Genomic DNA, 24,350 nt, shown 5'->3' on the forward strand with positions numbered 1-24,350 from the left:
AAATAGTGTATATAATGAAAAAGATAATATTAAATATAGCCTTATTGGTAATTCCAATATTCACATTTACAAGTTGTGAGTTATTTGGCCTGGATGTGCAAACTCCTTATGACTATGATTCAGAGAAAGGAACCTATGATAATCAGATTACTATGAATGCATGGGATTTCATGAATTCGCGTACCGACTTGTTCTCGTCTCTGATAGAAGCAATTAAATATTCGGGAGTTGATCCGGAATTATTCAAACAGCCTGATAGAACCTATCTGTTGTTGACGAATACGGCATTGACTTCATCCAATAGCAGTGACCGGAGTTTCTGGAATGAGAATGCTTATCCGGACGAGTTTAATCCGGAGCAGTTGATTATTCCTACCAGCTGGGAAGAATTGGATAAAACCGCAGTGAAGAATATGATTATGTATCATATTATAAAGAAAGCTCTTTCGTATTATGAACTGACTGATTTGACAAAAGGAGTTATAACATTCTTCCCTACAGAATATGATTCTCCTTATGGATACATGGCTGTCGAAATGTTGAAAGAAGGTGCTCTAAGTATTTATTTCAATAACTACGAAGATCATTTTCAGCTGAAAACAAAACCTCGTACCAGTAATCTGCAAAGTCCTAACGGATCATATATTCACGTGATGGATAAATATATGCAGTATCCTACAGATAAAGAATTAGTATCTATTCCTATTTATGCAGCAAAATGATTATGAAAAGAATAAAATATTTATTGATGGGAGCCTTTGTGGCTTTAATGGCATCTTGCGATGATGATTATGTTGAAATAGACTCTTTGCAGGTGTTTGGTGAAGAATTTTTTGCCGGAGAAACTGTTAATGTCGGTATGTCTGTGAGAATGAGTGATCCGGATAAAGCCGATTATTATTGGGAATGTAACGGGGGAACTTTGTTACAGCGTCAGGGGTATACAATGAATCAGTGGAAAGCACCGAGACAGTCGGGCAGATATACGATTAAATGTACTGTAACCTGTGGTGGGGCAAAAGAAACCCGTCAAGCTGAGATTTGGGTAAATGGTTTGTTCTTTGATCGTTTTGGAGGAACAACGGCAACAGGATGGTCTAACTCAAATTCTGCGACTCAGATTCGTGACGGACGCTATCAGTTGAATGTCACAACACCTAATGCTACTACCCGGAATTATGGTGAAGTACGTTATAATCTGAATCAGAAGGATTTTTACCCACCGATGTCCACTCGATTTGATTGTGGTATTGTAGGAGGAGCGACCAATACAAATAATCCTAAATATCCGGTAGATCCTGTTAAATTTGTATATGGTGAGAATGCATGCGCAGTTGCTGTCTCAGGAAATACGCCCTCTGTAGATGTTACGACTACTTATTTTATCAGTGAAGTCCGTTTTGAGTGGTGGCCTAAGAACCATATTCTGGCAGCAGTACCATGGGGAACTAACATTTATACAGATGTAAATGGTAATCCGGTAAGTTTCAATGCCGATGAGTTTGATGCCATTATACGTTTCCAGTGGACCTTGAAAGCTGACAGAGAAAACGGACGTCCTACGGTTCAAACGGGTTGGGTGGCAGTACCGGTAAAAATACAGAATAATCTGTTGAAATATGACGTGGAAGAAAGCAAAACAGTTGGTCTGGCGATCAGTGAAGACTATACTATAAAAGCAATGGTAGGAACAACAACTCTTGCTACAAGTGATGTGATGAAGCAGTGGAGAGCGACACATGACAATGCTGTTTTCCAAATAAAGGAATTTAAATATGTATATCCTCCATTGACACAAGTTTATCTGGATAATGTATTCTTCTATAGTGACGATATATTTGGAGGTAATTGATTGTTAAAAAGGTTATGAAACCGGGGGAGGTGATTTATTAGCCTCCTCTGGTAAGTATAAATCATAAATCAATATGCTAATGAAAAATTTGTTACTTTTCATTTTTGTTCTGGCTTTTTCCTGGCCCGTTGTTGCTCAGAATTCTAATGATACTATTGTAGGACGTTTGGTTGATGCTAAAGGGAAGGCAATTCGTAAAGCTTTGGTATCTGTTAAAGACGTAAAGGCCGAGACTGATCGTTATGGTATTTTTCAGCTGAATAATGTTACTCTGCAAGATATACTGACAGTTATTTTGCCCAAAACAGAAAAAGAAGTGCAAGTTTCGGTAAATGGTATAGCCTATCCGAATATTGTTTTGGGGCCCGAAATTTCAGTGACAGAAGATAAAGGTGAAATCATGAAACTAATGTTACGTAGTCTGCGGCGTTCTCGTTCGGTATCGAGTACTATTGTGGTGACAGGTGAAGAACTGGTTGCTACGGGTGAAAGTAATCTCTTTAATGCTTTAGCAGGTAAAGTCCCTGGGTTTACAGTGGTAATGAAGGATAACGGAGATATCTCTGCACAATTACGGGGGTCTACTTCTATTAGTTTGGATACTTCTCCTCTTTATCTGCTGGATGGGACACAAGTCGAAAGACTGGATAATGTGAATATCAATGATATAAAGAAGGTAGAGATAAGTAAGGATAGTAATATGTATGGTGCCAAAGGTGCCAATGGAGTGATTGCTGTCACTCTGAAATAGTAATATGTAACCTTTTTATTTTTTATAATTATTAATTTAAAACCAAGTATCATGAAAAAAAGTACTTTAATTTTATTGGCAGCTTTATTTACTGCTAATTTATCTGCAGAAGAAAGAGTGGTAACCTCTCTTGCAGGGGATGCGGAAACAGAAGGTAGTTTCCGTCAGGTAATGAACTCATTGGAAAATGGTGATATTGTGACATTCAATATACCTGAAGGTGATGAGATTATATTGGAGGGACAAACCGGGTGTCCTAAAGCTGTTGGTAATGTATATGTTATTGATGGTATTAATAAAGCTACAGGTAATAAGATAACTTTTACAAGTACAGGTGATTCTTTTATCTTTTTCAAGGGTTTGGATGGAGCTACTGCTTCTCGAATGGATATTACGTTTCGCAATATAATAGTCAAAGGATTCATAAATGGAGGAAATGGAGCGGCATTTGCAGTAGGAAACTCTAAAACTGCATCTGAAGGTGATACAGAGAATTATGCAAATCTTAGATTAATAAATTGTGAAGTGAGCGATTGTTTAATAAATGCACCTGCAGATGGTAAAGCTTCCGGATGTGTAGTCTTCAATAGTAGAGGAGTTAATGTTATTATAGATAAATGTGTGTTTTCGAATAATGAGATTATATATCCAGAGGCTTTGCTTGGTACTAAATTAGCTCAAGGAGGAGCTGTAATTGGTACTACTGGAAATAATAATGGTTCATTCTTTATAACTAATTCTACTTTTTCAGGTAATAAAATAAATGTAGGAAGAGGAGGAGCTATTTTTACTGGATATGCGGCTACGTTAATTAATTGTACAATTGTGGGAAATTCAGGTGAAATAGGTGGTGGATTTTATGCACATAACAATCAACCAATGGTTCTTATTAATTCTATATTTTATAAAAATGTTTCTACAGGAACAGATATTGCTGGTGAAGATGTCAGAAGAAACAATGGTAGTTTTGAGATACATAATTGTCTTGTAGGCTCTGCTAATGAATCAGAAGGTGCAGCTGCAGTTGGTTTTACATTTGAAGGAAACAATAATATTACTGTAATTCCTGAGGTAATGAAAGTGTTCGAAAATGATGCAGCTCCTGAATTGAAAGATAATGGTGGTAATACACTTACAGTTGCTTTACATGCTACGCAAAGTATGGCTGCTAAAGCAGGAACTGCTACTGTAGCAGGTTTTGATATTCCTACAGTAGACCAACGTGGTTATACTCGTGCTGCTAAACCTTGTATGGGTGCCTTCGAATTAGGTGGAATTGAGCCTGTAGGTATTCAGACTACAACAGCCGACGCAAAATTTAACTATAGTGTGGAAAAAGGACGTTTGGTTATTGCAGAATCCGGTGAGTGCCGCATATTCAATACGCTTGGTGCTAAGATAACAGAGCTTACTATCAATGGTAGTGCTCCTATTAATCTTGAATCGGGTATTTACATTGTTCGTTTTATGAATGAAGCTGGTACTTCTGTTGCTAAAGTACTAATACCATAAGTTTAATAATTATCAGGGTTCTTTGGTGAATATGATTTGTCAAAGAACCCTGCTTCTTTAAAAAAATAGAGAAAGATGAGATTAAAAAAGTATTTCTTATATGTTATCCTGACTTTTGTGTCTGTGTCGATATTTACTTCGTGTTCTTCGGATGACAAGGAGGAAGAAGCAATTACTCCAAGTCTGACTACTACTCCCACAGATGTAAATGCTAGGGCAAGTGGTGAAGACGTAAATATTACAGTGAAAGCAACTTCTACCTGGACTACAGTAATTGATGATAAGGTAGATTGGGTTAAAGTTAAGTCATCGGATATACAAGCCGGCAAATTAGTGCTTACTATAGTTGCAAACACTACTCTTGAATCGCGTTCGACAAATGTTATTGTAAAATTGGATAACACTGATTTGACAAAGCCGATAAAGATTTCCCAGGCTGCGGCCACTGCTTCTTTGGTGGTATCTCCAGTGGAGGTGGTTGATATACCGGCTGAAGGTAAAGAGTATACTTTTACTGTTGAGAGTTCTACTGGAGTAGATTGGGAGTATGAAATACCTGGAGAACAACAGAGCTGGATAAAAGAAAAATCGAAAACTGATAAATCGCTCACACTGTCTTTTGAGGCTAATACAGGATCCCAACGCGGCTGTTATATTGTTTTTAAAGACAAAAACAAAAAGGCACCCAATTTTAACGTTAAAGTTATTCAGTTGAAATCTGAAAATTTTGATCCTAATGATCCGATTCAGATGGGATACACTTTACAAGGAAGCATGAAGGGAAGTGCGGATTTGGTTGGTAAGGGGTATGCGGATGTGCATACCTATATGAGAAAGTTTGGTTGGGACTATTCAGAACATCCTAATTCATCTACTAAGGACCATAATGAAGTAGACCATATTGAAACTGTGTTTGATGCTACTATTAATCAGTATATATTTAGATTTATTAGTCACGCAAGTAGTGCTCTTGATGGCGACCGTGGTTCAATGAATGACCGTATGCGTAATGAGATGAAGACACAAACGAGTGCAGCCTGGTATAAATTGAATGGTAACTGGGGAGAGTCTCAAATATTACAATGGAAATTTAAGATACCTAAAGGGTATCGACCCAGTACAAGTTTTTGCCACATTCATCAGCTCAAGGCACAGGAGGGTGACAATGGAGCTCCTGTTATTACTATTTCTCTTCGTGGAAATAATGATGGAACCAATCGCAGAGTACAGGTAATTCATTCTTTGGGGTCTGACCATAGTGCAGGAACCAAAAGTCTGGGGACTTTTGTAGATAATGTGAAAATAGAAGAGTTTGAAGATGAATGGGTACAGGTAAGTGAAGAAGTGAAATATGATCATCATGGCAAGTATCGTCTGGTGATAACTCGTATCAGAGATGGTAAAATTTTGATAGACAATACACAGAATGATATTGATACATGGCGGAAAGGAGCAATTAATATCCGTAATAAATTTGGTATTTACCGTAGTTACGGAGGTAGTGGAGGTCAGATTACCAATAATATCAAAGATGAAACTATTGATTTAGCTGACTTTGTAATTTATGAAAAAGATACAAATCCGAGCCCTGCTGCCCACGATTAGAAAGATATAAGTTGGTTTGAGATGGGAGCTATATTTAAAGATAGTTCCCATTTTTTTATTCGATAACTTTTCATATATAATGTCAGATACATGAAAAATATTTTATGTTATAGTATTTGTTTACTGTTTGGAGTACAGCAGCTAACAGCTCAAATGGTTTCAATTAAAAGTCCCGATAATAAGATTGTTTTGAATATAAAAGATGATACCGGGCAACTTCTTTTTAATGTAAAAAAAGGGGAGATAGCTGTATTAGAAGATTCGCCAATGTTTTTTTCTTCCGGTGAAAAGAAATTATCGGCAATACATTTACACTCTCCTGAATATTATAAAGTAGATGAGACGTACCCTATCCGGGGGATTCATTCGCTTGCGGTAAATAAAGCAAATGGAATGAAAGTAAAAGTAGCGGATGAGAAAAATAATACTTTATATACGATTGATGCCCGTGCTTATAATGATGGGATTGCTTTTCGCTTTCTGGTAAAAGGGACTCAGACGGATAAATATGTTCCGGAAGAGAGTACTGTTTTCAAGTTACCTTTGGGAAGCCACATTTATTACCATGATATGTATGCACATTATGAGGGCATCCATAAAAAACAGGAAATAGATTGTGTTAGTAAAGGCGAATGGGCAGCACCTCCTGTAACAATTGAGTTACCACAAAAACAAGGATATGCGTGTATTACAGAATCTGCTCTCAGAAATTATCCGGGTATGTCTTTACAGGCTGATGGGGAATGTGGACTTGTTGTCAGACTGGGGCATGAACAACCGGCAGGATATCCGTTTGCGCATGACTATAGTTTGGAAGAGGCCAAACGTTTGTCTGAACCGGCTGTCATTGCTGGCAATATTGTAACTCCCTGGCGAACAGTAATTGTTGCTCCTGACTTGAATGGACTGGTAAATACTGATCTGATTACTAATTTGTCGCCAGCTCCAGATAGACGATTGTTTCCCGAAGGAGTGAATACGAAGTGGATTAAACCGGGGCGTTCTGTATGGTGCTGGTTGGATGGTGGTCAACGTACTTTGGAAGGCATGAAAGAATTTTCAAAACTTGCCGGAGAATTAGGATTTGAATACAATACGGTTGATGCATTCTGGTATCGGTGGACGGATGCACAGATTAAGGAGTTGGTTGACTACTCTGCTCAGTTCGGGGTTAAAATATGGCTATGGAGGCATGGACGTGATCTGCGTGATTCTCGTAAGCGGAAAGATTTCTTTGACCGTTGTCAACGGTTGGGAATTGCTGGGGTGAAGCTGGATGCTTTCTCCCACGAATCCAAAGAGTTTATTGATCTTTATCAGGCATGTTTGAAGGAGGCAGCAGAACATAAGCTGATGTTGAATATCCATGGTAGTGATAAACCAACAGGAGAGGTGCGTTCGTGGCCGAATGAAATGTCTCGTGAAGGAATTCGCGGCTTGGAGTATGGTAAGAATCAATACGAATGGGCTACACATAATACTACGTTACCCTTTACCCGATTGGTTGCCGGAGCGGGTGATTACACTCCAATGATATTTGGTGACAGGAAATTAGATACATCCTGGGTACATCAGATAGCGACAGCACTAATATTTAATTCTTCTGTTATCTTTTTCGGTGCGCATCCTCAAACTATACTTGATAATCCGGCAGTGGATGTAATAAAAGACATACCGGCTGTTTGGGATGAGACAATTGTACTACCTTGTAGCGAGATTGGGAAAATTGCTGCCTTCGCCCGGCGTAGTGGTGATACTTGGTTTCTTGCCGTGGTCAATGGAAAAGAAGCGCAGACAATTCAATTCCCTCTCTCGTTTCTGGGTACAGGTTGGTATGAAGCTACAGTTTTAAATGACAGACCTGCTGATGCAGGAGCAATAAAAATAGAACGTGCTTTTTGTAGGAATAGTGATTCTCTTACAGGGTATATGCGTAATGGAGGAGGATATATAGTTCGATTTAAATCTAAATAATGAATTGATATGATAAAGAAAATAATTGGAATAATGGTTGTTACCTCATTTTGTTTTATAATGCAGGCACAACAGGTTTTTACTGATGTAAGAGTTATAGCCGAACGTTCAAATATGCGTTCTGATCGACGTCCTATTCCCGTGGGATATTATGATGAGCAAGCTGATCAAACGTTTGTATGTTGGATGTCTACGGATAGTCATCCGGTTGTTAAGGCTTATAATCATGCTACGGGGCAGTGGAGTGAAACAAAAGTAGTGGCACGCTCTCCGTTTGTTGATAAACATAATTATCCGGGAATGTTACGTGGAACTGACGGACGAATCTTTTTGTTTTATGGTTGTCATAACTCTACCTTAAAGATGGCTGTTTCTCCTAAACCGGGAAGTATTGAAGGAGAATGGACGGATCGTTTTATAAATGAGGCAGAACGTGCGTCTTATCCGGCTCCTATATTAACGGAGGATGGAACATTTTATGTGTTTTACAGAGATACACGTCAAACCAATAAATATTCGGATGACAGACCTTATCAGTTTGTGAAATCTACAGACGGAGGAAATACCTGGATACGCCAGATGGTCATTGATCCCTTTCCCCGTGTTACAGATAATATGATGGAGGTTTATAATGGGCAGGTTACTTATCAACCCGCAGGGAATGGGAAAAAGGAACGCATTCATATAGCTTGGACTATTTGTGGCGAGAAATTGGGTAAACATGCTCATGCTACTTATGGAAGAAATGTATATTATGCTTATCTTGATCCTTCTAATGATCATATGTATAATGTAGAAGGAATAGATCTGGGAACTACCATTGATAATGAGGAGTCGGATAAATATTGCCAGGTACTGGAGACTCCTATACCAGAACGTGGACACTCTGCAGGGTTACAGGTATCCGTTCACTATCGTGATAACTCATGTCCTGTTGTACATTATCAATATCCGGAAGAGAATGCAGCCCGGTTGTCTACATGGGATGCCGGAGAGTGGAAACATCTTACTTTTGAGGCCAAAGGTGAACCCAGAGGCATTGAGAAATTAGGTCCCGAGTCATTTCGTATTTATGCTACTATGGGTAGGGGAGCAGTTACCTTTATTACTAATGACGGAGGACGTAGTGTACAGAAAGAAGCAGAGATTATCACTCCTTTTTCGCTTTCCCGTTGTTATTGGATAGAAAATGCCCGTCCGGAACTGAAATTATTGATGTTTTCTAATCCGTTACCGGATGCTCCTAAGACATTATCTACCGCTAACAGAGATGTATATGTGGCTGGTATAAATGAATGATTTACCTCTTCTATTATTTAAACGGAGTGTATTCCCTTATCTCAAAATTGAGATAAGGGAATTTTTTTAGTATTCTGTCTCTGAATACGTATTTTTAATATGCAAAAGCATATACTTTCTTTTTCCTTTTTTTTATGACACTTTTTGACTACTTTTGCGTGTCTTGATTAAACATTGTAACATTTTAAACTATTATTTGGATAAACTATGAAAAAGAAGCTACGTTTTTCCTTATTCTTTTTACTAATTTTATTTATGAGAGGAAGTATGCAGTCACAAAATGTACAGAAACCTTTTGATATCGATTTATGGCAACAAGGTATGCCTAATACAAACGGTATGGATAGTGCTCCTTTTGATGAATCAAAAGGTAATTTCAAACCTTCAATTCGTGTTTTTCTTCCCGCACCTGAATTAGCTACCGGTCGGGTGATTGTTGCTTGTCCGGGAGGTAGTTACTCACATCTTGCTTATAATCATGAAGGTTATGATTGGGCACCTTTTTTTAATAAGCAAGGAATCGCCTTGGTTGTATTGAAGTATCGTATGCCGAAAGGAGGACATAAAGAAGTTCCTTTTTCTGATGCGGAAGAGGTTCTGAAGATGGTGAGAGATAGTGCAGATGTATGGAATATAAACCCGAACGATGTTGGTATTATGGGGTTCTCTGCCGGTGGACATTTGGCTTCTACCATTGCTACACATACTTCACCTGAACTACGTCCGAATTTTCAGATATTGTTTTATCCAGTTATAACAATGGATAAGAGTTACACTCATATGGGATCACATGATAACCTTTTGGGGAAAGATGCTCCGGCTGAGTTGGAGGAACAATACTCTAATGAAAAACAAGTGACCAAAGATACTCCTCGTGCTTTTATTGTATATAGTGATGATGATAAGACGGTTCCTCCTGCAAATGGTGTGAACTATTATCTGGCTTTGAATAAGAAAGGTGTTCCGGCTGCCCTTCATGTGTATCCTTCCGGTGGCCATGGATGGGGAATCCGTGAAGATTTTATATATAAAAATTTGGTGTTAGATGAACTCTCTGCCTGGTTACGATCATTTAAAGCACCTCGTAAAGATGCTATACGTGTGGCATGTATCGGCAATAGTATTACCTATGGATCGCGTTTGAGAAATCCGGAAAAAGATGCATATCCAACTATTCTGGGACGTATGCTGGGTGATGGATATTGGGTGAAAAACTTTGGAATAGGATCACGTACTATGCTGAATAAAGGGGATCATCCGTATATGAAGGAGCAAAAATACAAAGATGCGCTGGCATTTAATCCGAATATTGTTGTTATCAAATTAGGAACGAATGATAGTAAGCCTCATAATTGGGTTCACAAAGATGAGTTTGCAAAAGATATGCAGACTATGATTGATGCATTTGGGAAACTTACTGCTCATCCGAAGATATATTTGTGCTATCCGTCTAAATCATATGATAATTATGGAATCAGTGATAAGACAATTGTGAATGAAATTATTCCGATGATAAAGAAGTTGGCTAAAAAGAATAAGTTATCGGTGATAGATTTGCATACTGTAATGGATGGGATACCCGAACTTTTTCCAGATAAAGTCCATCCAAGTGAAAAAGGTGCAGAGATAATAGCGAAAACTGTGTATGGAATAGTAAAAGAATAAAAAAGTTATTATGATACAAACGATACAGCTGCACGGAACAGACAAACAACTTTATAAAATTGTGGCTCCATTAGTTATGGATCCTGAAGTACTGAAAATGAATAACAATTACCCTTTTAAAACTACTGATAAGTTTACCTGGTTTATTGCCGCAAGTGGGAGACATGTGGTCGGATTTCTTCCGGTAGAACGAAGAGGGAAAGAAGCTATTATTAATAATTATTATATAGGAAAAGACCAGGAAGAGGCTCTTGCTCTTCTGCTGGTGGATGCTATAGCAGCTTTTGATACAGACAAAACGTTGGTTGCTGTAGTTCAGGTAAAGCATCAGGCTATTTTTGAAAAACACGGATTCATAGTAGAGAAAGCCTGGAAACTATATGTAAAAATGCGGAGGGATGAATGAAGAAAAAAGAAGTAGAGGTAAAGAAGAATGTATATGAATTGGCGCAGGAACGTTTGCGCATGATTTTTAAAGAGTTTGATAATGTGTATATCTCCTTTTCGGGAGGAAAAGATAGTGGTGTACTTTTGAGTCTATGTATTGATTACATACGTCGTAACAATTTGAATGTACGTATCGGAGTATTTCATATGGATTATGAAATACAGTATAAGATGACTATTGACTATGTGGACCGCATGATTGAGGCTAATAAAGATATTATTGATGTATATCGCGTGTGCGTTCCTTTCCGTGTGGCAACCTGTACATCGATGTATCAGTCTTTTTGGCGTCCATGGGAAAAAGGGAAGAAGAAACTGTGGGTACGCCCTATGCCGAAAGATGCAATGACGGAGAAGGATTTTCCTTTTTATAATGCTCAGATGTGGGACTATGAATTTCAGATGCGTTTTGCCAAATGGATACATGATAAAAAAGATGCAGTGCGCACTTGTTGCCTTATTGGTATACGTACCCAGGAAAGTTTCAATCGGTGGAGGTGCATTTATCTGAATCGTAAATATCAGATGTACCATACGTATCGTTGGACTTCTAAAGTGGCAAATGATGTTTATAATGCATATCCTATTTTCGATTGGAAGACAACAGATGTATGGACCGCCAATGGAAAATTCCATTGGGATTACAACATCTTGTATGATTTGTATTATCGTGCCGGAGTGAATATAGAGCGTCAGCGGGTAGCCAGTCCTTTTATCGGCGAGGCTATAGAGAGCTTGTCTCTCTATCGGGTTATTGATCCTAATACCTGGGGAAAAATGGTAGGACGTGTGAATGGGGTTAACTTCACAGGGATGTATGGAGGCACTCATGCTATGGGATGGCAATCTATAAAACTTCCGGAAGGTTATACCTGGAGAGAATTTATGTATTTTCTTTTGTCTACATTACCGGAACGTGCGCGTAAGGGATACCTGAGGAAGCTATCAGTCAGTGTCAATTTCTGGCGTACCAAAGGAGGATGCTTAAATGATGAAACCATACAAAAACTGATTGCTGCGAAAGTTCCTATTATTGTGATGGATAATAGTAATTATAAAACAGTGAAGAAACCTGTTCGGATGGAATATCAGGATGATATCAATATTGCAGAATTCAGAGAAATTCCTACTTATAAACGTATGTGTATCTGTATTCTGAAAAATGACCATGCCTGTAAGTATATGGGATTTTCGCCAACAAAAGAGGAGATTAGTAAGAGAAGTCAAATAATGGAACAATATAAAAATATTCTGCAATGAGTTGTAAAAAGAGTCCTGTGTATGATGTGAGAGCTGTGCCTGTAGACAAAGTGGTTGCTAATGATTATAATCCCAATATAGTTGCTCCGCCGGAAATGAAGTTATTAGAATTATCTATTTGGGAAGATGGGTTCACTATGCCCTGTGTGTGCTATTATGATAAAGAAAAAGATATGTATATTCTGGTAGATGGTTTTCATAGATACTCTGTTCTGAAAACATCCAAACGTATTTACCAACGCGAAAACGGTTTGTTGCCGATTGTAGTTATCGACAAAGATTTATCCAATCGAATGAGTTCTACGATTCGTCATAACCGTGCCCGAGGTGCCCATAATATTGAATTGATGTGTCACATTGTTGCTGAGTTGGATAAAGCTGGTATGTCTGATCAATGGATTATGAAGAATATTGGAATGGATAGGGATGAATTGCTGCGTTTGAAACAGATTTCCGGATTGGCTGATTTGTTTGCAAACAATGAATTTAGTATTCCGGAAAGAGAGTCTCCCCTCAATTCAAAAGAGAGTACTGTGGTTTAAAATATTATTTTTTATATTTATAAGCAGCTCCTTGTATTTCCGGAAATACAAGGAGCTGCTTGTTTTAGCGAAATAAGGTATCTATTATTTTTTGCTTTATGTGTAAATCTTTAATGATGTGTATCCCGTAAAATGAAATTTTGTGTATTTTATTTCTTCTCTTTTTTATTTTAGACAAGTATTCTCTCTGGAATGCTCATAATTAGCACATCAGTGTTCTTTTTTCATCGCTGAAAGAGGATAAAAGCTTTATTTAATTCAATAGAATGTCTCATCTTTGTAATGTAATAATTACTCCGGGACAACCAGTTAATAATTATATATGAGTTGACGAGAAAAATTGTTCTGTAAGTCTGTTTAGTTAAATTGTGAACTCGTCAAAAAGGATGCAGAATGCATCTAATGTTTTTTTATAGATGTTAAGATCCATGGGTTATATAGATTTTGATAGAAAAATTTATATAATCTGTGGCTTTTAGTTTGAATTCTTTTATTGGTTTATTATTTTATATCTTTGGAAGAGGTTAATAAAGAGAAAGGGAGTTGCAATCACTGCACCTCCCTTTCTACATCACTGAATAGAGAATTATGGAGAATTATAGTTGTTCTATTATCTCTTTTTGTCGTTCCATAAAATTAATGCGTTGTACTTCTCCACTTTCGGAAATTAGGGTTGAATGTCTTTTCAAGGATTGTATCCAATTCTTTTGTAAAGTACATATCTGTTGATTTTGTGAATCCATTGAGTTTATAGAGTATACTCTGAACAGACTGATCTGAAAATCACTCTTCTCAATATAAGTATAGGTTGCTTCAAAGTTGATATTTGATAGATAGATGGCCACTTTGTTTCCATTATTAAATTCTCCTTTTATAGATAACTGTTCCAATTCATGTAATAATAGGAGAAGTTCATTCTTTAACTGTTTTACATCTTCTTCTGAAATCAGATTTAATCCTGCAAAATACTTAATTTCTTTTATGAATGAGTAGAAGATATTACTATCCCATATAAAACAGGTTTTCTTACAATGTTTTACTGTTTCACTTAATTTTTTGTGTGCAGAGATGACTTTCTCAGGAACTTGCATCTCGGCTAATGAGTGAGGAGTTTTTATTTTCCCGTTTTGATATACCCAGCGACACAAGCGAAATTTAGACAGACTCTCATAAGCCGAATAGAGTGTGAAAGGAATTATATTGGCTGCGGTATATATGGTTGTACTATCATCATTTCTGATATAATTAAAGATTCTCAGATAACGTTCCAGTATTTCATAATAACTTTCTATCGGATCGGGTGAATGTTGCAGATTCAGATCGAATGTAGCCCGGTTTGACAGGTGATTGCCAATTATCTGATCGATGGATATTCCGAGTTTGTGAGATATAACAGCGACTTCATCAAAAGTGAAAGCTACCTCTCCGCGTAGTCTGCGATAAACGGCCTCTTTTCCCATACATAGTGTATTAGTTAGAAAATTGGCAAGTGTTTCTTTTGGAGCGATACGCTCTTTCATTTCGTTGATGAGTTCGTTTACTATACTATTCTTCATACTTGCTTATATTGCTTTTAGTGATTTTCTTGTCGAAAAATGATTTTATGCAAATATAAAGCTTCCTGTCTGATAATTAGTATGGAATAAAACGTAATAGTGAGTTGCGTTATTTCTTATTTTATTGTTTTGTGTAATGTAGATTATGAAAAATGAAATTATACAAAAATAAAGCAAACGTATTTTCGTTATGAGAAAATGTATTTGCTTTTGATTCTGAATATCATTGATATATCTTTTTATAATGTATCAATTATCTCTCTTTGCTTTTGGAAGAATTGTATACGTTGCATTTCTCCACTAACGGAGATTAGTGTAGAAAACTTTTTTAATGACTGAATCCATTCTTTTAAACTCTTGCACATTTCAATATCTTGTGTAGTGATGGAGTTTATAGCATAAACACGTATCATGCTCAGATGTACATTGCTACTTTCTACGTAACTATAGGTTGCTTCAAAGTTAATATTAGAAATGTATATATTAACCTCATTGTCAGATTCGAATTTTCCTTTTCTTGCCAAGTTCTCTAATTCGTCTAATAAAAGTAACAACTCTTCCTTGATCTCTTGTCTGGCCTTGTCGGAGATAAGCTGAATGCTCGAAAAATATTCCAGATCATTCACTATGTGGGAAAAAATATTGCTATCCCATATAAAACTTGTACTATGAATCTGTTCTGCAGCATTTACAAAGTCTTTTTGAATATCTTGTAGTTTGGCTGGTATCTCCAATTCGTCAAAATGCTTGCAACCGATATTTTCATTCTGATACATCCATTTAAACAGTCTGAACTTAGACAATATATCATGTTTAAGATATAATGTCTGCGGGATAGTGTTGGAAGATGTAGCCAATTCAGAAATAGGATCATCTTCTACGCTTTTTAATAGCTCGGTATACTTATTTATAATGTCGTAATATGTTTCGAAAGGGTTACTGTGATGAACCACATTCATGTCAAAAACGGCGTTCTCCTTAAAACTTACTCCTATCATCTTGTCGAGTGATACTCCCAGTTTTCTGGAAATAATAGCAGCTTCTGTCAGAGTGAAAGGAACTTCTCCACGTAGTCGTCTGTATACGGCTTCTCTACCGATAAACAAATTGTCCATTAATACGTTTGCTATATTACTGTTTGCCGGTATTTTTTCTTTTATGGCTTCAATGAGCCCTTCATTTAATTTATTTGTTATCATAATCATTGTCCTTTTCTTGTTTTCTAGATTTAGAACAAATAAGAGTAGAGAGATGTTTCGCATATCGCAACTATTTTCATTTTGTGGTTCATTTTTTGGCTTGTGTGGGGGTGAATGAAATTTTATATGAAATAAAAAAGTTCATAATATTTGCATAATTAGGGTGAATCGTCTACATTTGTCCGTGCATAAATGGAACTTATAATACATGAAAAGAATATTAGTTAGTGGTGGGGCCGGATTTATAGGTTCACATCTCTGTACCAGATTGGTGAATGAAGGTAATGATGTTATTTGTTTAGATAACTTGTTTACAGGTTCAAAGAGTAATATCGTGCATTTGATGGACAATTATCATTTTGAGTTTGTACGTCATGATGTGGCATTTCCATATAGTGCAGAGGTTGATGAAATTTATAATTTAGCTTGCCCTGCTTCCCCTATACATTATCAACATGATGCCATTCAGACGATAAAGACGTCTGTAATGGGGGCTATTAATATGCTGGGATTGGCTATGCGTGTAAATGCTAAGATATTGCAGGCTTCTACCAGTGAGGTGTATGGTGACCCGATGGTACATCCACAACCTGAAAGCTATTGGGGGAATGTAAACCCTATTGGCTATCGTTCATGTTATGACGAGAGTAAAAGATGTGCCGAAACTCTTTTTATGGATTATTATCGTCAAAATGATGTTCGTGTAAAGATTATCCGCATTTTCAATACATACGGTCCTCGTATGCTTCCCAACGACGGACGAGTTGTTTCTAATTTTATAGTTCAGGCATTGCAAAATCAGGATATTACTATCTATGGTTCGGGAGAACAAACACGCAGTTTTCAGTATGTAGATGATTTGATCGAAGGAATGATCCGGATGATGAATACTCCTGATGATTTTACAGGACCTGTGAATATTGGTAACCCTAATGAGTTTTCTATCCTTGAATTGGCAAAAAAAGTAATTGAACTGACTGGTTCGAAATCAAAGATTATATTTAAGCCTTTGCCGCATGATGACCCTAAACAGCGTCAGCCGGATATTACATTGGCAAAGGAGAAACTGAATTGGAAACCAACGGTAGAACTGGAGGAAGGTCTCGGACGTATGATTAATTATTTTAAAGATTATAAAGTATAAAACAACCAGATAAAGCTATATAAAAGATGAACATGGAAATAAATCCTTCAGAATACAAAATACTAATTGTAGATGACGTAATGTCGAATGTATTGTTGCTGAAGGTACTTCTTACCAATGAGAAGTTTCAGATTGCGACAGCCAGTAACGGTCGTCAAGCGTTGGATCAGGTTACAAAAGAGAAACCTGATCTTGTTCTGTTGGATGTGATGATGCCTGATATGAGTGGCTTTGAAGTTTCTCAGCAACTGAAGGCCAATCCGGAAACGGCAGAAATTCCGATCATCTTTTTGACGGCTCTGAATAGTACGGCGGATATTGTGAAAGGCTTTCAAGTAGGAGGTAATGACTTTATTTCAAAACCTTTTAATAAAGAAGAGTTGATAATCCGCGTCACTCATCAAATCTCACTGATTGCTGCGAAGCGTATTATCGTGGCGCAGACAGAGGAACTGAGAAAGACGATTATCGGACGTGATAAGCTTTATTCTGTAATAGCTCATGATCTTCGTTCTCCAATGGGATCCATTAAAATGGTATTAAATATGCTTATATTGAATTTGCCAAGTGACACCATAGGACCAGAAATGTATGAGTTACTTACGATGGCCAATCAAACTACAGAGGATGTGTTCTCTTTGCTTGATAATCTATTGAAATGGACTAAGAGCCAGATCGGTAAGTTGAAGGTAGTATATCAGGATATTGATATGGTAGAAGTTACTGAAGGAGTGATAGAGATCTTCTCGATGGTAGCTGAATTGAAAAAGATCAGTATTCGTTTGGAAACACCAAGCAAGTTGGACGTACATGCTGACATTGATATGATAAAAACAGTTATCCGTAATTTGCTTAGTAATGCTATCAAGTTTAGTAATGAAGCAACTGAGATATTGGTAACAGTGCAGGAACAAGAGGGTATGGCTGTCGTGAGTGTAAAAGACAGTGGTTGTGGTATCGACGAAGAGAACCAGAAGAAATTGTTGCATACAGATACTCATTTCAGTACTTTTGGAACGAATAATGAAGAAGGTTCCGGGCTCGGTTTGTTGCTTTGCCAGGACTTTGTTATCAAGAACGGTGGTAAGTTATGGTTCACATCTACTAAGGGAGAAGGATCTACATTCAGTTTTTCTATCCCATTGAAGAAATAAACAAGAGAAAACTTACACTATTAAGTTATAATATTATAAATGCCCGAAGCCTGCTTTATATAGAAAGAGGGCTTCGGGATTCTTTTTTATTGGATGTGTCTATTATGAAGTTACGTTTCTGCTATCTCGCTTTATGGGTACTTATAGTCATTCTTGGGCTTGGCTCACGGACTTACGGTGATTATCTACCTTCTTTTGTAGCCACTTATGCCGGAGATACCCTTTGGGCTGCTATGGTATATTGGGGAATAAGCTTTCTTTTTCCCCTTACCCGTTTATTACGAAGAGTGACGATTGCTCTGCTGTTTTCTTATTGCATTGAAGTGAGTCAACTATATCAGTCCGATTGGATAAATGCGATTCGGGGAACAACTTTGGGGGCATTGATTTTAGGACATGGATTCCTATGGTCTGATATGCTGTGCTATACAATAGGCGTTGGACTGGCAGCATTAACAGACTTCTTTCTTACTTATAAGAGGAAATAATTAACCGGATATCTATAAAGGAGTTTTTGCTTTTGGATTATGGATCAATAATCGGAACATAAATGACATGTATTTAAAGGCTTTATTTGTAAATCAGTGTCCCATTTAATTTATACTGACTCCAATCATTATATGGCATTGGGAATTATTGCCGCAATATAACAATTATCATCCGGATATTCGGATTTGAAGGTATTATAGGCTATACCTATTGCTTCTTCTGGCGAATCAGTTTCAATATTCTCCTTAATATTGAGAGATTCAATCTCTTTGCCCTCTTTGACAAGTATATAATAAATGATCACAACATATTTCATACCTCATGATATTTAAGTGCCGGAAATAGTGCCGGAAATGCAAACATACGCCTTTTTATTCATAAAATCAAAATAAGTAATGAGAGTATTCTGTGCATAAATAGAGTTATATTGATAAAAAATCAGATTTGAGGAGAGAAATAGGAAGCATTTTTATACTTTTGCGACCGATTTCGGATAGGATACAATCGCGCGAAGAAAATAAACGTTATGGATATATTTTGGAACACTATTGCGGGGTACAACTCGGCTACCTGGCTTTTTCAGTTGATAATTGTTATCATTGGTATCATTCTTACAGGGCTATTGCTGAGGAGACCAGAGTCATGGGTGAAGTTATCGATGAAGTTTTATCTTATATTTCTTTATATATGGATTGCGGTGGTATATTATTATATTTATTGTGCCGAACGTAACTATAATGTTGTGATGGCTCTTTTTTGGGGAGTGATGGTCTTAATATGGATATGGGATACGTTGACCGGATATACTACGTTGGAGCGTAGCCGCAAATATGATGGTCTGGCATATATCCTGTTGGTTATGCCTTTTATTTATCCTTTACTTTCTTTGGCACGCGGACTGACATTTCCGGGTATTACTTCTCCGGTGATGCCTTGTTCGGTAGTGGTATTTACCATTGGATTATTATTGTTGTTTGCACGTAAAGTGAATATGTTTCTTGTGCTCTTTCTTTGCCATTGGTCGCTCATCGGATTATCCAAAACCTATTTTTTCCATATTCCTGAGGATTTTTTGCTTGCCAGTGCCTCTGTGCCGGCTCTTTATCTTTTCTTCAGAGAATATTTTTTGAACAGACTGCATACTGATACAAAGCCCAAAGCTAAACTTATTAACTTATTACTTGTCTCTGTTTGTATTGCCTTGGGGATTATTCTTACAGTTACCATGTTCCTGCAACTGACTCCGGCCGAATGATGAGGTCATTTTTGTCAAGAACAGATTTATTGATTATTAACCTAAAAGCGACTTTTCCGGAAGAAAATATCTGTTGCATTGCAACATAGTGTTATTTGCATCGCAACATACCAGCAAACGAATCGTAACATACTATGTAATATTGAATGGGTATCGAGAAAACTCCGTTAGATGCCCTATTTATATGCCTTTACAAGCATTCTAACCGGATCTCCTTTATAATTATTTTCACAAAGATAATCTATTTCTTTGTGAAAGTTAAGTAAATGAAATTTGTTTTACAGAAAAATTTCCATTAATATTTCTTTATTCTATAAAACGTGCGCAGTGCATACCGGATAATCTTTCCCGGAAGCCAGCCCTTAACTTTGGCAAACCCTACTTGCGATAATGGCCCGGTAAGTGTCCGGAAAGGAGGATTCTCTTTTTCTACTAACTTCAATATGGTGGTTGCCAACTTTGAAGGTGAGCATCCTCCTGTTTCTGCTTTTTCTATGATCTTTAGTGTATCTGCGAAATATTGCCCGTAATCGGGATTGTTCAGGGTAGTGGCAGAGATATTCCGATTGGCTGTAAATCCAGTATTAAAATCTCCTGGCTCCACCACACATACTTTGATACCAAACGGATGTATTTCCAGCGAAAGAGCTTCACTGTATCCTTCTATCGCGAATTTTGAAGCAGAATAAAAACCCTGATAGGGTACTGCTATTAGTCCTGCAATAGAACTGATATTGATAATCTTTCCTTTGCGTTGCCTACGCATAATAGGTAGTACGGAACGACATACACGAACCATACCCAGAAAGTTTGTATCCATTTGTAGGGCGATTTCTTCATCCGTTGCTAGTTCTAGTGCACCACCAATGCCCACACCGGCATTGTTTATCAGTACGTCAATACGTCCGTGTTCTTTTATAATACGTTCCACTACATGGTGTATGGAGTTACTATCAGTAACATCTGCAACAAGCATCGTCACACTTTTTTTGTTTTCGGTTTGCTTTCGGCTTGTGCCATATACGATGTGTCCTTGTGCAGCGAGAGTTTGTGCTGTTATTTTTCCGAATCCTGAAGAGGCGCCGGTAATGAGTATAACTTGTGGTTGTTTCATGAATCATTTTTGATTTTGGAACAACAAAGATAAATATATTCTCTCACGGAGATGTATTCATGGAGATTAATTTCTCTTTATATACCCATACAGCCAGCCCGAAGTATACCACAGTCTGTACCCACAGCGTGATATATTCCGGGCGTATATCTGCCATGTTTCCTCCCATAGAGTTTAGTTTTACAAAAGCAAGTGTGCCCGGTGCTGCCGGTATAATATAATGTGCCATTTTCCAATACCACGGCATTAATTCCATGGGATAGGATACTCCGGAGAGGAAAATCAATCCCACGGAGAAGAAAGCAATCATCAGCAGAGGAGCTTCTGAGTCGGTAAACCAGCGTGAAGCTGCCAGCCCGAAGAAACTGGTTGCCAACAGGTAGGGGATGAGCATGATTATAATATCCTTGCCACTGCCTATATTGGGAATACTAAAGAAGTGGGGCAACAATCCCAGCAGAAAGAAAGCGAACAGAGCATACAGCATGCAATAAACAAATGTTTTTCCTGTAACGATACGTGCTGCAGTTTTCCATCCCGTCCCGAATGGGAGGTAGGCACGTATGCCGCCTGTTTGATATTCATCTCCCGTCACCATACCAATAACCATTAGTAATGTCTGAAAGATGATGACCATCATTACCGCCGGAATAAGATAAGAACCGTATCCTTCGGTATAATTGTATAGTGCTGTACCTGAGATATTGACAGGCTTTGCCATAGCTACAGCTATCAGGCCTTGCGGAGGTAGAAATACAGTACCATCCGGACGATAGGCATCATTAATGGCAAGCATCACCCGTGATGATGCTTCTTGTAGGGCTTCATAATAAAGAAAGGCATCTGTAGTGGCATAGAGTGAGAATACGGCTTCCTCTCCTTGAAATACCCGATCTTCGAAGTTATGTGGCAAGTATAGAATACCTTGTACTTTCCCTTCTTTCATCCATTCCTGTGCCTCATGATAATCCATTGCCTGTGCATAGATTTCTATTTGTGGTGTGGCATTGAGCCAGCGTATATATTGTCGGCTCAAACTGCTGTGTGAATTATCTACCACAGCAACAGGAGCTTTGGTGACGATGTTCGGGGCATACATATAGTTGTAGAGTAATCCATAAACAAAGATACCTCCCATTAGCACCAGCAACACAGCGTAACTGGTACTGATAGCACGAAATTCGCGTGCGATAATAAATGCCAGTTGTGAGAGTTTATTGGATGTTTTCATATTTATGACTGATTATAGCTCGTTTCAGGTGGGGGAGCATCATTAACGCTAATAGCGGGAAGATGCAAAGAAAAACGGCCGAAGGCCATAGGTAGACGAATCCACCACTGGAATAGAGCATAGTTTGTACAATTTCTGTAAAATGGCGTACCGGAAAGAGGGATGAAGCGTCTCTTACCAAAGGATACATATTGGCCACTGGGAAAGTAACTCCGGACAGTGTTGCTCCCAGTGATCCTACCATAGACACAATACTGATAATGAGTGCTACTGCCGGAAACAGAGAGAAGATGAACAGTGCCAGTGATTGGGTTGCGACCACAAAAAGCACGGTCATTGTATTCATCAGCAGCCAGCTGCCATGAAAGGGAATATGCAGCACGCCAAACATAACATAGTTGCCCAGTATACCGATAAGGCTGAAAATGAGAGTGTAGGGTAGGAGTTTACCCATGATGGCGGTCACCATGTTTCCCTTTGCTACGGCAAGCCAGTTGTCTCCGGTACGAAACTTGATTTCACTGCCCACGCTGTACACGGTGATGAGTAATATGAGTACCTGAAACAATACAAAAAAGAAGGGCTGGCTCAGGTAGACCGAGTAATCCAGGGACGGATTGTATATAGGATGATTATTTGCCTGTACAGGTAGGAGGAATGTTTCTATTTGTTGTTCATTTACTCCAAGTGCTACAGCCTGCATCGCTATGGGAGATAATGCTACTGGTGCAAGCGATGTTTCGAATGCCGCCATTAGCTCGCCGCCCACTGAGAGCAGTGCATAATGATAATAATAGGCGAGAGTAGCTTCATTGCCTGTTGTGGCATCCTGCTCAAAATTGTGAGGGATGGAGAGATAGCCATATATCTCTTTACGTTGTACCGCTTCACGGGCGGCAGCTTCATTGGTAAAGTGGCGGGTTACCTTGAAAGTGGGTACTGCCGATATATTTCTTGTTATTGTCCGTGAAGTTGCTGTGTTATCCTGATCGACAATACCGATAGGTATATTCTCCATTTGTCCGTTGCCGAAGATAGTAGCCATAAAGAAGAGGGTGAACAATGGCAAGACGATACAGACGCCAAAATAAAGGCGGCGTGAAGTCATCCGTGTCCACTCACGACGTAGGACGGAGATTAGTTGATAGTTAGAGGTTGAATATTGAGAGTTATTAGTCATAATTAATAATTTAATAATATACCGATGCAATTCCCCACTGTCCATTGTCAATTGTTCACTGTCAATTGAACAAGCACCGACATTCCCGGCCTTAATCCATCTACAGATTGTGTGGGTCTTGCATGTATTTCAAAAGTTTGTAAATCGTAGCTACCCGTTTGTTTGGTCGATTTCCATGTAGCGAAGCTACCCAACGGACTGATATAATATATCTCAAATTCTACATCTTTTTTAGCTATTGCCGGAACATCTGCTACAAATTTACCTCCCATACGGAAGTTTGGCATTAAATCTTCACGTACATTCAACACCACATGTACATCACTCATCACTACCAGATTCATGATAGGTGTTCCCGGTGCTACGAGTTCTCCGCGTTTGGGGAAGATAGTGGCTATCTGTCCGTCTTCGGGAGCTGTAAGGCGTGCATCTACGAGTAGAGAAGTTACTTCATCCACTGTGCTGCGTGCCGCATCTACCAGACTTCTTGCCGAAGCTTTATCTTCACTCTGTGCACCATCTACCGCCATTTGATATTGTTCATAGGCAGCACGTTCTGCAGCAACTGCTGCTTTGTACATCGCTTCTACCTCATCTTTACGTTGTGAAGTTATCACGCTGTCTTTATATAAAGTAAGTATCCGGTCATAGGTAGTCTTTGCCAATGACAGATCGCTCTTTGTTTTATTCCAAAGTTGCTGTGCAGTAGCCACAATCTGTCGGCGTGTACCTGCATCAATCTTTTTGTTTTGCTGTACAGCTACTTGTTCCAATGCATCCAGTTGGCGATATTTGGCTTCTATGGTCGGACTGTTGATTACTACAAGTGTATCGCCTTGTTTCACCCAGTCTCCCTCGCGTACTAAGAAAGTGTCAATACGTCCGGGCAGTTTTCCACTGATACGTATTTCTGTAGCTTCTGCCTGGCCTTGTAGCACGAGTGGTTGTTTTCTCATTAATATCATACCGATAGATGTAAATAAGAGAACAACTATCAGGACAACAATAAAGGCGATGCTCAGACTTTTTCTGTTAGAAGTTTTCTCTTGTACTTCCTTTGAAGAGGGCGTTACCTCTTTTTTTATATTATCTTCTGTATTCATAATTATGGGGTTGATTAT

22 protein-coding genes are annotated in these 24,350 nt (G+C 38.2%); 15 read left to right on the top strand and 7 right to left on the bottom strand.

Annotated features, from left to right (window positions below; translation table 11 throughout):
• The first annotated feature begins 14 nt into the window (after positions 1-14).
• From VCM39_RS09345 to VCM39_RS09395, 11 genes are all read left to right on the top strand, one after another.
• Positions 15-722, top strand: a complete 708-nt coding sequence (locus VCM39_RS09345; protein WP_322933014.1) for a hypothetical protein — start codon at positions 15-17, stop codon at positions 720-722.
• Positions 723-724: 2 nt separating this feature from the next.
• Positions 725-1,852: a hypothetical protein gene (locus VCM39_RS09350; protein WP_255585978.1), complete on the top strand. Its 1,128-nt coding sequence runs from the start codon at positions 725-727 to the stop codon at positions 1,850-1,852.
• A gap of 79 nt (positions 1,853-1,931) precedes the next feature.
• Complete coding sequence (locus tag VCM39_RS09355; RefSeq protein WP_289292562.1) at positions 1,932-2,603, top strand: TonB-dependent receptor plug domain-containing protein; 672 nt, start codon at positions 1,932-1,934, stop codon at positions 2,601-2,603.
• 51 nt (positions 2,604-2,654) lie between these two features.
• Positions 2,655-4,115 carry a choice-of-anchor Q domain-containing protein gene (locus VCM39_RS09360; RefSeq protein WP_322933013.1) on the top strand — a complete coding sequence of 487 codons (1,461 nt, stop codon included), beginning with the start codon at positions 2,655-2,657 and terminating at the stop codon, positions 4,113-4,115.
• Between the two features lie 75 nt (positions 4,116-4,190).
• A complete protein-coding gene (locus VCM39_RS09365) occupies positions 4,191-5,720 on the top strand; it encodes a BACON domain-containing protein (RefSeq protein WP_322933012.1) in 1,530 nt (509 codons plus the stop codon).
• Positions 5,721-5,810: 90 nt separating this feature from the next.
• Positions 5,811-7,694 (top strand): glycoside hydrolase family 97 protein, encoded by a 1,884-nt coding sequence (locus tag VCM39_RS09370; protein WP_322933011.1) that lies wholly within the window; start codon positions 5,811-5,813, stop codon positions 7,692-7,694.
• Between the two features lie 9 nt (positions 7,695-7,703).
• The gene (locus tag VCM39_RS09375) at positions 7,704-8,993 is read left to right on the top strand and encodes a BNR-4 repeat-containing protein (protein ID WP_322933010.1); all 1,290 of its coding nucleotides are present in this window, start codon (positions 7,704-7,706) and stop codon (positions 8,991-8,993) included.
• Between the two features lie 321 nt (positions 8,994-9,314).
• Positions 9,315-10,658, top strand: coding sequence for a GDSL-type esterase/lipase family protein (locus VCM39_RS09380; RefSeq protein WP_323673994.1), 1,344 nt, complete (start codon positions 9,315-9,317; stop codon positions 10,656-10,658).
• A 10-nt stretch (positions 10,659-10,668) separates the two neighbouring features.
• Entirely contained in the window at positions 10,669-11,064 is a 396-nt protein-coding gene (locus VCM39_RS09385; RefSeq protein WP_221650487.1) for a hypothetical protein, read from the top strand.
• Positions 11,061-12,365 carry a DUF3440 domain-containing protein gene (locus tag VCM39_RS09390; RefSeq protein WP_221650486.1) on the top strand — a complete coding sequence of 435 codons (1,305 nt, stop codon included), beginning with the start codon at positions 11,061-11,063 and terminating at the stop codon, positions 12,363-12,365. Before VCM39_RS09385 ends, VCM39_RS09390 begins: the two co-directional genes overlap by 4 nt.
• Positions 12,362-12,907, top strand: coding sequence for an IbrB-like domain-containing protein (locus VCM39_RS09395; RefSeq protein ID WP_002560123.1), 546 nt, complete (start codon positions 12,362-12,364; stop codon positions 12,905-12,907). The genes VCM39_RS09390 and VCM39_RS09395 overlap by 4 nt, the downstream gene beginning before the upstream one ends.
• A 596-nt stretch (positions 12,908-13,503) precedes the next feature.
• Here VCM39_RS09395 and VCM39_RS09400 read toward each other — a convergent pair.
• On the bottom strand, positions 13,504-14,463 hold the full coding sequence (locus tag VCM39_RS09400) for a hypothetical protein (protein WP_002560124.1): 960 nt from the start codon (positions 14,461-14,463) through the stop codon (positions 13,504-13,506).
• 239 nt (positions 14,464-14,702) lie between these two features.
• A complete protein-coding gene (locus VCM39_RS09405; RefSeq protein WP_322933008.1) occupies positions 14,703-15,662 on the bottom strand; it encodes a hypothetical protein in 960 nt (319 codons plus the stop codon).
• A 208-nt stretch (positions 15,663-15,870) separates the two neighbouring features.
• Here VCM39_RS09405 and VCM39_RS09410 point away from each other — a divergent pair, with 208 nt between their 5' ends.
• From VCM39_RS09410 to VCM39_RS09420, 3 genes are all read left to right on the top strand, one after another.
• On the top strand, positions 15,871-16,806 hold the full coding sequence (locus tag VCM39_RS09410; RefSeq protein ID WP_002560127.1) for a UDP-glucuronic acid decarboxylase family protein: 936 nt from the start codon (positions 15,871-15,873) through the stop codon (positions 16,804-16,806).
• 26 nt (positions 16,807-16,832) lie between these two features.
• Positions 16,833-17,960, top strand: a complete 1,128-nt coding sequence (locus tag VCM39_RS09415) for a response regulator (RefSeq protein WP_221650484.1) — start codon at positions 16,833-16,835, stop codon at positions 17,958-17,960.
• Positions 17,961-18,064: 104 nt separating this feature from the next.
• Entirely contained in the window at positions 18,065-18,448 is a 384-nt protein-coding gene (locus VCM39_RS09420; RefSeq protein WP_221650483.1) for a DUF2809 domain-containing protein, read from the top strand.
• A 128-nt stretch (positions 18,449-18,576) separates the two neighbouring features.
• Here the strand turns inward: VCM39_RS09420 and VCM39_RS09425 are convergent, their stop codons facing one another.
• Positions 18,577-18,765 carry a hypothetical protein gene (locus VCM39_RS09425; RefSeq protein WP_322933006.1) on the bottom strand — a complete coding sequence of 63 codons (189 nt, stop codon included), beginning with the start codon at positions 18,763-18,765 and terminating at the stop codon, positions 18,577-18,579.
• A 210-nt stretch (positions 18,766-18,975) separates the two neighbouring features.
• On the opposite strand from VCM39_RS09425, the gene VCM39_RS09430 reads away from it, so the two are divergent.
• Positions 18,976-19,704 (top strand): DUF6064 family protein, encoded by a 729-nt coding sequence (locus tag VCM39_RS09430; RefSeq protein ID WP_289292556.1) that lies wholly within the window; start codon positions 18,976-18,978, stop codon positions 19,702-19,704.
• 295 nt (positions 19,705-19,999) lie between these two features.
• Here VCM39_RS09430 and VCM39_RS09435 read toward each other — a convergent pair whose 3' ends face one another.
• Genes VCM39_RS09435 through VCM39_RS09450 form a run of 4 tightly spaced genes read right to left on the bottom strand, consistent with a single transcriptional unit; the run spans position 20,000 to position 24,332 of the window.
• Entirely contained in the window at positions 20,000-20,818 is an 819-nt protein-coding gene (locus VCM39_RS09435) for an SDR family oxidoreductase (RefSeq protein ID WP_221650480.1), read from the bottom strand.
• A gap of 43 nt (positions 20,819-20,861) precedes the next feature.
• Entirely contained in the window at positions 20,862-22,049 is a 1,188-nt protein-coding gene (locus tag VCM39_RS09440) for an ABC transporter permease (RefSeq protein WP_221650479.1), read from the bottom strand.
• The gene (locus VCM39_RS09445; protein WP_289292555.1) at positions 22,033-23,229 is read right to left on the bottom strand and encodes an ABC transporter permease; all 1,197 of its coding nucleotides are present in this window, start codon (positions 23,227-23,229) and stop codon (positions 22,033-22,035) included. The genes VCM39_RS09440 and VCM39_RS09445 overlap by 17 nt, the downstream gene beginning before the upstream one ends.
• Before the next feature lie 47 nt (positions 23,230-23,276).
• Positions 23,277-24,332, bottom strand: a complete 1,056-nt coding sequence (locus tag VCM39_RS09450) for an HlyD family secretion protein (RefSeq protein ID WP_221650477.1) — start codon at positions 24,330-24,332, stop codon at positions 23,277-23,279.
• Positions 24,333-24,350 lie beyond the last annotated feature (18 nt).

Source organism: Bacteroides mucinivorans, assembly GCF_034654355.2.
In the GTDB taxonomy this organism is placed as follows: Bacteria; Bacteroidota; Bacteroidia; order Bacteroidales; family Bacteroidaceae; genus Bacteroides; species Bacteroides nordii.

What these genes read in the sequence shown, in the direction of transcription:
- VCM39_RS09345 (WP_322933014.1), top strand. Translation starts at nt 15, where the DNA reads ATGAAAAAGATAATATTAAATATAGCCTTATTGGTAATTCCAATATTC.
- VCM39_RS09350 (WP_255585978.1), top strand. Translation starts at nt 725, where the DNA reads ATGAAAAGAATAAAATATTTATTGATGGGAGCCTTTGTGGCTTTAATG.
- VCM39_RS09355 (WP_289292562.1), top strand. Translation starts at nt 1,932, where the DNA reads ATGAAAAATTTGTTACTTTTCATTTTTGTTCTGGCTTTTTCCTGGCCC.
- VCM39_RS09360 (WP_322933013.1), top strand. Translation starts at nt 2,655, where the DNA reads ATGAAAAAAAGTACTTTAATTTTATTGGCAGCTTTATTTACTGCTAAT.
- VCM39_RS09365 (WP_322933012.1), top strand. Translation starts at nt 4,191, where the DNA reads ATGAGATTAAAAAAGTATTTCTTATATGTTATCCTGACTTTTGTGTCT.
- VCM39_RS09370 (WP_322933011.1), top strand. Translation starts at nt 5,811, where the DNA reads ATGAAAAATATTTTATGTTATAGTATTTGTTTACTGTTTGGAGTACAG.
- VCM39_RS09375 (WP_322933010.1), top strand. Translation starts at nt 7,704, where the DNA reads ATGATAAAGAAAATAATTGGAATAATGGTTGTTACCTCATTTTGTTTT.
- VCM39_RS09380 (WP_323673994.1), top strand. Translation starts at nt 9,315, where the DNA reads ATGCCTAATACAAACGGTATGGATAGTGCTCCTTTTGATGAATCAAAA.
- VCM39_RS09385 (WP_221650487.1), top strand. Translation starts at nt 10,669, where the DNA reads ATGATACAAACGATACAGCTGCACGGAACAGACAAACAACTTTATAAA.
- VCM39_RS09390 (WP_221650486.1), top strand. Translation starts at nt 11,061, where the DNA reads ATGAAGAAAAAAGAAGTAGAGGTAAAGAAGAATGTATATGAATTGGCG.
- VCM39_RS09395 (WP_002560123.1), top strand. Translation starts at nt 12,362, where the DNA reads ATGAGTTGTAAAAAGAGTCCTGTGTATGATGTGAGAGCTGTGCCTGTA.
- VCM39_RS09400 (WP_002560124.1), bottom strand. Translation starts at nt 14,463, where the DNA reads ATGAAGAATAGTATAGTAAACGAACTCATCAACGAAATGAAAGAGCGT.
- VCM39_RS09405 (WP_322933008.1), bottom strand. Translation starts at nt 15,662, where the DNA reads ATGATAACAAATAAATTAAATGAAGGGCTCATTGAAGCCATAAAAGAA.
- VCM39_RS09410 (WP_002560127.1), top strand. Translation starts at nt 15,871, where the DNA reads ATGAAAAGAATATTAGTTAGTGGTGGGGCCGGATTTATAGGTTCACAT.
- VCM39_RS09415 (WP_221650484.1), top strand. Translation starts at nt 16,833, where the DNA reads ATGAACATGGAAATAAATCCTTCAGAATACAAAATACTAATTGTAGAT.
- VCM39_RS09420 (WP_221650483.1), top strand. Translation starts at nt 18,065, where the DNA reads ATGAAGTTACGTTTCTGCTATCTCGCTTTATGGGTACTTATAGTCATT.
- VCM39_RS09425 (WP_322933006.1), bottom strand. Translation starts at nt 18,765, where the DNA reads ATGAAATATGTTGTGATCATTTATTATATACTTGTCAAAGAGGGCAAA.
- VCM39_RS09430 (WP_289292556.1), top strand. Translation starts at nt 18,976, where the DNA reads ATGGATATATTTTGGAACACTATTGCGGGGTACAACTCGGCTACCTGG.
- VCM39_RS09435 (WP_221650480.1), bottom strand. Translation starts at nt 20,818, where the DNA reads ATGAAACAACCACAAGTTATACTCATTACCGGCGCCTCTTCAGGATTC.
- VCM39_RS09440 (WP_221650479.1), bottom strand. Translation starts at nt 22,049, where the DNA reads ATGAAAACATCCAATAAACTCTCACAACTGGCATTTATTATCGCACGC.
- VCM39_RS09445 (WP_289292555.1), bottom strand. Translation starts at nt 23,229, where the DNA reads ATGACTAATAACTCTCAATATTCAACCTCTAACTATCAACTAATCTCC.
- VCM39_RS09450 (WP_221650477.1), bottom strand. Translation starts at nt 24,332, where the DNA reads ATGAATACAGAAGATAATATAAAAAAAGAGGTAACGCCCTCTTCAAAG.